The organism is Otariodibacter sp., from assembly GCF_029256985.1.
In the GTDB taxonomy this organism is placed as follows: Bacteria; Pseudomonadota; Gammaproteobacteria; order Enterobacterales; family Pasteurellaceae; genus Otariodibacter.
Genome location: NZ_JARIDQ010000015.1, coordinates 1 through 8,904 on the forward strand (window position 1 = coordinate 1; position 8,904 = coordinate 8,904).

The window sequence follows — 8,904 nt, forward strand, 5'->3', positions numbered from 1 at the left end:
AATGATTTATGAATTTATATTCAATGAATTAACAGAAGAATGTCTTATTTATATATGGCATTTTTCCTAAAAGAACTTCCGTTAATTCATTCTTCCAGGCATAGTTATATTGTTACAAACCATGTCAAGCAAGTGCTTTTTCACTCTACTTAAAGTGATAATACAGTTTTTGAAAAGGTTATAACATATATTTTACAAATAATTACCTACTACTAAAATAAACTAGTATCGGCATCATACTTAAAAGACAACGCATAAATGAAAAATTGGTGGGCGATACCGGTCTCGAACCAGTGACCCCCTCCTTGTAAGGGAGGTGCTCTCCCAACTGAGCTAATCGCCCGAATGATAACACTAAGGTTATGATCGGCTGATTTAAGTCTTAAGTGGTGGGCGATACCGGTCTCGAACCAGTGACCCCCTCCTTGTAAGGGAGGTGCTCTCCCAACTGAGCTAATCGCCCACTTGAGACTTAAAATCATGGGAACTTAAACTAAAGCGTGGTGGGCGATACCGGTCTCGAACCAGTGACCCCCTCCTTGTAAGGGAGGTGCTCTCCCAACTGAGCTAATCGCCCGTTAGTTTAAGCTACAACAACAGAACAGCCTCTTTTAAAATAGAGTGGTGGGCGATACCGGTCTCGAACCAGTGACCCCCTCCTTGTAAGGGAGGTGCTCTCCCAACTGAGCTAATCGCCCGTTGTTGTGAGGGAGCATTATAGGGAGCTTAATATTTCAGTCAATCAATTTTTATAAAATTACTATTATTCGTTGTAAAAATCATCAATTTACTGCATTTTTTACTATTATTCCCGTTCAGGTAGAGTAGAATAGATCTATCTTTATCTTAATAAATAGTGAAATATAAAATGAAAATTGAAACTCTTTTTCCTTTTGACCCCAATGTAAAAGTGAGAACACGTTTTGCACCAAGCCCTACGGGTTACTTACACGTTGGTGGAGCTAGAACCGCACTTTACTCTTGGTTATATGCAAAACACAATCAAGGTGAATTTGTATTACGAATTGAAGATACCGATTTAGAACGTTCTACACCAGAAGCAACACAAGCTATTCTTGAAGGAATGGAATGGTTAAATTTATCGTGGGATCATGGACCTTTTTATCAAACTAAAAGATTCGAACGCTATAACCAAGTTATCGATCAAATGTTAGAGCAAGGGCTAGCTTATCGTTGCTATTGTACAAAAGAGCGTTTAGAAGAGCTTCGTCATACACAAGAAGCTAATAAAGAAAAACCTCGATATGATCGCTATTGCTTAACTCATCCAACACCTGATGATAAAAATGCGCCTCATGTTGTTCGTTTTTTAAATCCAACGGAAGGCTCAGTTGTTTTTGAAGATGCAGTTCGTGGTCGTATTGAAATTAGCAATAGTGAATTAGATGACCTCATTATTCGTCGTACCGATGGTTCACCAACTTATAACTTCTGTGTTGTAGTGGATGATTGGGATATGGGAATTACTCATGTTGTGCGTGGCGAAGATCATATTAACAACACTCCTCGTCAAATTAATATTTTGAAAGCGTTAGGCGCACCGATTCCTACTTATGCTCACGTTTCAATGATCTTAGGAGATGATGGGCAGAAATTATCTAAACGTCACGGTGCAGTGAGTGTGATGCAATATAGAGATGACGGCTATTTGCCAGAAGCATTAGTCAATTATCTTGTGCGTTTAGGCTGGGGACATGGTGACCAAGAAATCTTTAGTCGTGAGGAAATGATTAATTTATTTAATCTTGAAGCCGTAAGTCGCTCAGCAAGTGCTTTTAATACGGAAAAATTACAATGGGTCAATCAGCATTATATTCGTTCATTAGATCCGGAGTATGTTGCTAAACACTTAGAATGGCACATGAAAGATCAATCTATTGATTATTCAAATGGCCCAATTCTCACAGAAATTGTTAATGTGCTTGGTGAGCGTTGCAAAACTTTAAAAGAAATGGCAAATGCAAGTCGTTATTTCTATGAAGAATTTGATTATTATGAAGAAAAAGCAGCAGCTAAAAACTTTAAAGATGCAGCATTAGCACCACTTACAAAACTTTTAGAGAAACTAACCGCTTGTACTGATTGGACTGTGGAAAATATTCATGACGCAATGAACCAAACAGCTCAAGAATTAGAGATTGGGATGGGCAAAGTTGGTATGCCATTCCGTTTAGCAGTCACTGGTACAGGACAATCTCCATCAATGGATATTACTGCAAAATTGGTCGGAAAAGAACGTACTCTTGCTCGTATTCAAAAAGCGATTAATTTTATCCAAATTAATGCAAGCTAGTTTTTAAACATTTAATTGAGTGTCTAAATTTTAACATTGACAGAAAAAACGAGAGAGCATATTATCTCCCTCGTTTTGGGGATATAGCTCAGTTGGGAGAGCGCTTGAATGGCATTCAAGAGGTCGTCGGTTCGATCCCGATTATCTCCACCAAATTTAGAGAAGCTTAGATATCCTAATATCTAAGCTTTTTTCATTTCGAATTATTCCTCCTTCTGATTATACGCATACTATTGCATAATTGTGGTTTTAGATTTAGCATCTTTTCCACTCTTTAAATTAATTAAACGCCAATAAATACAAGTGATTATCAATAAATGATCCCTATTAAAAAATATTTTTGAGGTAGATCACAAAACTAGATTTTTTATGTTAATAAACTGTAAAAACCAATTATAAATTGAAGGGAATAGTGGCAAAATAGCGTAGCTTGAATTATTCGATGTATTTTATTTTCCGAGGAGGAAATTGTGCAAACTGTCAATGTTGATATTGCAATTGTGGGCGCCGGTGGTGGTGGATTACGTTCAGCTATAGCAGCCGCAGAGGCTAACCCAAATCTTAAGATTGCTTTAATCTCTAAGGTTTATCCAATGAGAAGCCATACTGTTGCTGCTGAAGGTGGGGCTGCTGCAGTGATTAAAGATACAGATTCTTACGATAAACACTTTAATGACACTGTAGGTGGCGGCGACTGGTTATGTGAACAAGATGTCGTTGAATATTTTGTGGAACATTCACCAGTAGAAATGACTCAACTTGAACGTTGGGGATGCCCTTGGAGCCGAAAAGAAGATGGTGATGTCAATGTTCGACGTTTCGGTGGAATGAAAATTGAGAGAACATGGTTCGCTGCTGATAAAACAGGTTTCCATTTATTACATACTCTCTTCCAAACCTCTATCAAATACCCTCAAATTATTCGTTTCGATGAACATTTCGTTGTTGATATCCTAGTTGATGAAGGTCAAGCTCGTGGTTGTGTTGCCATGAATATGATGGAAGGTAACTTTGTACAAATTAATGCGAATGCGGTAGTTATTGCAACTGGTGGTGGATGCCGTTCTTTCCGATTCAATACCAATGGCGGTATTGTAACTGGTGATGGTTTATCAATGGCTTATCGTCATGGCGTACCATTACGTGATATGGAATTTGTACAATATCACCCGACAGGCCTACCAAATACAGGTATTTTGATGACAGAAGGTTGTCGTGGTGAAGGTGGTATCTTAGTGAATAAAGATGGCTATCGTTATTTACAAGATTATGGTCTAGGACCAGAAACACCAATTGGCAAACCTGAGAATAAATATATGGAACTTGGTCCTCGTGATAAAGTTTCTCAAGCATTTTGGCAAGAGTGGCGTAAAGGTAATACACTAAAAACAGCTAAAGGTGTGGACGTTGTTCATTTGGATTTACGTCATTTAGGTGAAAAACATCTTACAGAACGTTTACCGTTTATCTGTGAGTTAGCAAAAGCTTATGAAGGTGTTGATCCTGTTAAAGCACCAATTCCTGTACGTCCTGTTGTACACTATACAATGGGCGGTATTGAAGTAAATCAACAAGCAGAAACAAGCATTAAAGGTTTATTCGCAGTAGGTGAATGTGCATCGTCAGGTTTACATGGTGCCAACCGCCTGGGCTCAAATTCATTAGCTGAGCTTGTTGTATTTGGTAAAGTAGCTGGTGAAATGGCCGCAAGACGTGCTGTTGAGACAACTACACGTAACCAAGCAGTAATTGATGCTCAAGCAAAAGATGTACTTGAAAGAGTATACGCACTTGCTCGCCAAGAAGGAGAAGAATCTTGGTCACAAATTCGTAATGAAATGGGCGACTCAATGGAAGAAGGTTGTGGTATTTATCGTACTCAAGAAAGTATGGAAAATACTGTGGCTAAAATAGCAGAACTTAAAGAACGTTATAAACGTATTAAAGTTAAAGATAGTTCTAGCGTATTCAATACTGATTTACTTTATAAAATCGAACTTGGTTATATCCTTGACGTAGCACAATCTATTTCATCTTCTGCTGTAGAACGTAAGGAATCTCGTGGAGCACATCAACGTTTAGACTATGAAGAGCGTGATGATGTGAATTACTTAAAACATACTTTAGCTTTCTATAACGCTGATGGTGCACCAACTATCAAATATAGTGATGTAAAAATTACTAAATCACAACCAGCTAAACGTGTGTATGGTGCAGAAGCAGAAGCATTAGAAAAAGCAAATCAAGGCAAGTAAGTAAGGGGTATAAAATGGTTAATAAAAATAAAATGACGGTAGAAGTCCTTCGTTATAACCCAGAACAAGATAATGAACCTTTCTTGAGTAAGTACGAAGTACCTTATGATAGTCAAACCTCTCTACTTGATGCTTTAGGTTATATCAAAGATGAATTAGAACCAGAACTTTCATACCGTTGGTCTTGCCGTATGGCTATTTGTGGTTCTTGCGGGATGATGGTAAATGGTAAACCGAAATTAGCGTGTAAAACTTTCTTACGTGACTACAGTGGTTATATGCGTATTGAACCTCTCGCTAATTTCCCTATTGAGCGTGATTTAGTGGTTGATTTAAGCCACTTTATTGAAAGCTTGGAATCAATAAAACCATATATTATTGATAACAAAGCACCAGAATTAGATGGGAATCCTCACCCTTCAGCTGAACTGGCAAAAAGCCGAACAAAACAAACACCAGCTCAGTTAGAAAAATACCGTACGTTTTCTATGTGTATTAACTGTGGGTTATGTTACGCTGCCTGTCCGCAATTTGGTTTAAACCCTGAGTTCGTAGGTCCTGCGGCACTAACACTTGCTCACCGCTATAATCTAGACAATCGTGATAATGGTAAAGCAGATCGTATGAAGATTATCAATGGTAAAAATGGTGTTTGGAGTTGTACCTTTGTTGGTTATTGTTCTGAGGTTTGTCCAAAACATGTTGATCCAGCATCAGCTGTTAACCAGGGTAAAGTAGAAAGCTCTATAGATTATGTCTTTGCAATGTTAAAACCGCAAAAGTAAGGAGAATGTGAAATGACAACAACAACAAGTAAACGCAAAAAATATGTGCGTGAAGTGAAACCAACATGGTGGAAACGGTTAGATTTTTACAAACTCTATATTGCTCGTGAAGCAACCTCGGTTCCTACTTTATGGTTCTGTTTAGTACTACTATATGGTGTGATTAGTTTAGGAAATGGAAGAGCTGGCTTTTTTGATTTTGTTAGTTTTTTACAAAACCCTATTGTTGTGATATTGAATATTATTGCATTAGCAGCTGCCGTATTAAATACAGTGACTTATTATAAGATGGTACCAAAAGTACTTAACATAATAGTAAAAAATCAAAGACTAAATCCAAATATAATTACCTTAAGCTTATGGGCTTTAACCGCTATTGTTAGCGTAGTAATTTTAATTTTGATGTATATCTAGGGGGAAAAATGAAAGAAGCACCTAAACGTTCTAATGAGCCAGTAGTATGGTTATTATTTGGAGCAGGAACAACTGTTACCGCTATTCTTTTTCCAGTACTAATTTTATTGATTGGTTTTCTACTCCCATTTGGTTTGATTAGCCCTGAAAATGTTATTGGATTCGTCTCATTTTTACATAGTTGGATTGGGAAATTAGCAATTTTAATTGTGTTGGTATTTGCAGTATGGGGAGCAATGCATCGTATTCATCATGGTATGCATGATTTTAAACTTCATATACCTGCTGGTGGTATAATATTTTATGGATTATCTGCACTTTATAGTGTATTAGTATTTTTTGCAGTTATTAATTTATAATATTTATCTTATATATAAAAACGGAGAACTAGTAATAGTTCTCCGTTTTTATATGAAAGAATGACTATAACTTTTTCAGGTTTAAGCTTCAATTCCTTCAAATAATGCTGTGCTTAAATATCTTTCAGCTGCGGATGGTAAAATAACCACAATAGTTTTATCTGCGAATTCTGGTAGCTTAGCAATACGATCTGCTGCTGCAACAGCAGCACCAGATGATATTCCCGCTAGAATTCCTTCTTCTGACATTAATCGACGTGCTGTTTGAATTGCTGTTTCACTATCAACTGTTTCCACGCGATCAATTAAATTTAAATCTAAATTTTTAGGAATAAAACCTGCTCCAATACCTTGAATTTTGTGAGATCCCGGTTTTATTTCTTCACCATTTAATGTTTGTGTGATTACTGGTGATTCTTCAGGTTCAACTGCTACACTAATAATTTTTTTATTTTGTTGTTTAAGATAACGAGTAGCGCCTGTAATAGTTCCACCTGTTCCAACACCAGCTACAAATACATCTACTTTCCCATCTGTATCATTCCAAATTTCTGGTCCTGTTGTTTGTTCGTGAATAGCTGGGTTAGCAGGGTTTTCAAATTGTTTCAGCATAACGTAATGTTCAGGATTACTTGCAATAATTTCTTCAGCTTTTGCAATTGCTCCTCTCATACCTTTGACGCCTTCAGTTAAAACTAAAGTAGCCCCTAATCCTCTTAATAAACGACGACGCTCAATACTCATCGTTTCGGGCATAACAATTGTTAATTTATAACCTCTTGCTGCTGCAACATATGCCAAGGCAATTCCTGTATTGCCGCTTGTTGCATCCACAATTTCTTTATCCTTAGTTAAAATACCATCTTTTTCAGCTTGCCATACCATATTTGCACCAATACGGTCTTTAAGGCTAAAACTTGGGTTTCTTGATTCAATCTTAGCTAAGATATTACCATTTTTACCAAAGTTTTTTAAGCGAACAAGAGGGCTATTACCAATTGCTTCTGAATGATCTGAATGAATTTTCATGATGATTTCCTCCTAAATGAATTGAAGACAGAATACTTAATTTCCATAAAATGTTAAGAATATAATATCTATTTTATATAACTAAATAATATATAACCTTAAAAAACATGAGGTAATCAAAAAGTACATTTCACAATAAAATTGAAAAAATCAACGCAAATGCCTTCAATTTCTTGTAGAATAGCGAATTTTTAATTAATTAAGGAGTATTTATGGATTTCCCTATTTGCCCAAAGTGTAAAAGTGAAAATACTTACCATGACTCTATCCAATTTGTTTGTCCTGATTGTGCTTACGAATGGACAGGAGATGAAATTGAAGAACAAGATGATAATACATTGATTGTAAAAGACAGCAACGGGAATTTATTATCTGATGGCGATGATGTTTTACTCATCAAAGACTTAAAATTAAAAGGTTCATCAGAAGTCTTAAAGAAAGGGACTAAATTTAAAGGTATTCGTCTTGTATCTGGTGATCATAATGTTGATTGTGGAAAATTATTACTTAAATCAGAATTTTTGAAAAAAGCCTAAATATACTTCATCAAATTATCGAATGGACACTTTTAGTGTCCATTTTTCTTTGCGTAAGAATCAACCTGTGATTTGCAAAATTTTGATCCATTCTGACCGCTTGCACGAAAATATATCTTTTTAATTCAAATATTGATTGAACTAATTGAATAAATAAACATTTATTATGAATAAATATTTATTTTGTATATTTACACTGTTTTCTGTGAAGTTTAACTTGAAAGCAATCGTTTGCTCATTTAAACTTAGTCGCCTACTTCTAGTAAAGGTTAATGGCGACTCGAAAGTACCAACCAAACAGATTCTATAGGAGTAAAATATGTTTGAACCTGCAATTCTTGTACTCGCAGACGGTTCAGTGTTCCACGGTAAGTCTATTGGCTATCAGGGACATACAATCGGAGAAGTTGTATTTAATACAGCAATGACGGGTTACCAAGAAATTCTCACCGATCCTTCATATACTAGCCAAATTGTTACCCTCACTTATCCTCATATAGGAAACACGGGCACGAATAACGAAGATGAAGAATCTAATCGGGTTTATGCCTCAGGATTAATTATTCGAGATCTTCCCCTCTTACACAGTAACTTCCGCTCCAATTCTTCTCTTTCTGATTATCTTATTCAACATAAAATCGTTGCGATTGCTGATATTGATACTCGCCGTTTAACACGAATTTTGCGTGATAAAGGTGCTCAAGCTGGTTGTATTTACGTTGGCACAGACGAAACCAAAGCGTTAGCACTCGCACAAAGCTTTGGCTCAATGGCAGGAAAAGATCTAGCAAAAGAAGTCACTTGCAAAGAGCTTTATCAATGGAAAGAAGGGGAATGGAAACTTGGACAGGGCTACATTCCGCAACAAAAAACAGAATTTCATGTTGTCGCTTATGATTTTGGTGTAAAACGTAATATCTTGAGAATGTTAGCTGAGAGAGGATGTCGTTTAACGGTTGTACCTGCAACTACTTCAGCAGAAGCCGTACTTGCATTAAATCCAGATGGTATTTTCCTATCTAATGGACCAGGTGATCCCGAGCCTTGTGAATATGCAATCACAGCAATTAAAAAGTTATTAGCCACTAAAAAGCCAATCTTTGGCATTTGCTTAGGGCATCAATTACTGGGATTAGCAACAGGCGGTAAAACGAAAAAAATGGCATTTGGGCATCACGGGGCAAATCATCCTGTACAAGATCTTGAAACACA

The 8,904-nt window shown here is 36.5% G+C and carries 8 protein-coding genes and 5 tRNA genes; 8 read left to right on the top strand and 5 right to left on the bottom strand.

All coding sequences use genetic code 11. The features are described 5' to 3' along the window. Window positions 1-267: 267 nt before the first annotated feature. From Q1J40_RS01510 to Q1J40_RS01525, 4 genes are all read right to left on the bottom strand, one after another. Window positions 268-343: transfer RNA gene (locus Q1J40_RS01510), tRNA-Val, on the bottom strand. 44 nt (window positions 344-387) lie between these two features. Beyond that, a tRNA-Val gene (locus Q1J40_RS01515) sits at window positions 388-463 on the bottom strand. Window positions 464-501: 38 nt separating this feature from the next. Beyond that, window positions 502-577 (bottom strand) — tRNA-Val (locus Q1J40_RS01520). 45 nt (window positions 578-622) lie between these two features. Further along, window positions 623-698: transfer RNA gene (locus tag Q1J40_RS01525), tRNA-Val, on the bottom strand. Between the two features lie 170 nt (window positions 699-868). Between Q1J40_RS01525 and gltX the strand changes: the two genes are divergently transcribed. From gltX to frdD, 6 genes are all read left to right on the top strand, one after another. Continuing rightward, a complete protein-coding gene (gltX, locus tag Q1J40_RS01530; RefSeq protein ID WP_301098272.1) occupies window positions 869-2,314 on the top strand; it encodes a glutamate--tRNA ligase in 1,446 nt (481 codons plus the stop codon). Window positions 2,315-2,391: 77 nt separating this feature from the next. Then, a tRNA-Ala gene (locus Q1J40_RS01535) sits at window positions 2,392-2,467 on the top strand. A 317-nt stretch (window positions 2,468-2,784) separates the two neighbouring features. Continuing rightward, the gene (frdA, locus tag Q1J40_RS01540) at window positions 2,785-4,569 is read left to right on the top strand and encodes a fumarate reductase (quinol) flavoprotein subunit (protein ID WP_301098273.1); all 1,785 of its coding nucleotides are present in this window, start codon (window positions 2,785-2,787) and stop codon (window positions 4,567-4,569) included. A gap of 14 nt (window positions 4,570-4,583) precedes the next feature. Then, window positions 4,584-5,354, top strand: a complete 771-nt coding sequence (locus tag Q1J40_RS01545) for a succinate dehydrogenase/fumarate reductase iron-sulfur subunit (protein WP_301098274.1) — start codon at window positions 4,584-4,586, stop codon at window positions 5,352-5,354. A 12-nt stretch (window positions 5,355-5,366) separates the two neighbouring features. Continuing rightward, window positions 5,367-5,768 (top strand): fumarate reductase subunit FrdC, encoded by a 402-nt coding sequence (frdC, locus tag Q1J40_RS01550; RefSeq protein ID WP_301098275.1) that lies wholly within the window; start codon window positions 5,367-5,369, stop codon window positions 5,766-5,768. Between the two features lie 8 nt (window positions 5,769-5,776). Next, window positions 5,777-6,127, top strand: coding sequence for a fumarate reductase subunit FrdD (frdD, locus tag Q1J40_RS01555; RefSeq protein ID WP_301098276.1), 351 nt, complete (start codon window positions 5,777-5,779; stop codon window positions 6,125-6,127). Window positions 6,128-6,208: 81 nt separating this feature from the next. Here the strand turns inward: frdD and cysK are convergent, their stop codons facing one another. Continuing rightward, a complete protein-coding gene (gene cysK / locus Q1J40_RS01560) occupies window positions 6,209-7,156 on the bottom strand; it encodes a cysteine synthase A (RefSeq protein WP_301098277.1) in 948 nt (315 codons plus the stop codon). Window positions 7,157-7,368: 212 nt separating this feature from the next. Between cysK and Q1J40_RS01565 the strand changes: the two genes are divergently transcribed. Further along, window positions 7,369-7,692, top strand: a complete 324-nt coding sequence (locus tag Q1J40_RS01565) for a zinc ribbon domain-containing protein YjdM (protein ID WP_301098278.1) — start codon at window positions 7,369-7,371, stop codon at window positions 7,690-7,692. A gap of 319 nt (window positions 7,693-8,011) precedes the next feature. Next, on the top strand, window positions 8,012-8,904 hold an 893-nt coding region (gene carA, locus Q1J40_RS01570), incomplete at its 3' end, for a glutamine-hydrolyzing carbamoyl-phosphate synthase small subunit (RefSeq protein WP_301098279.1).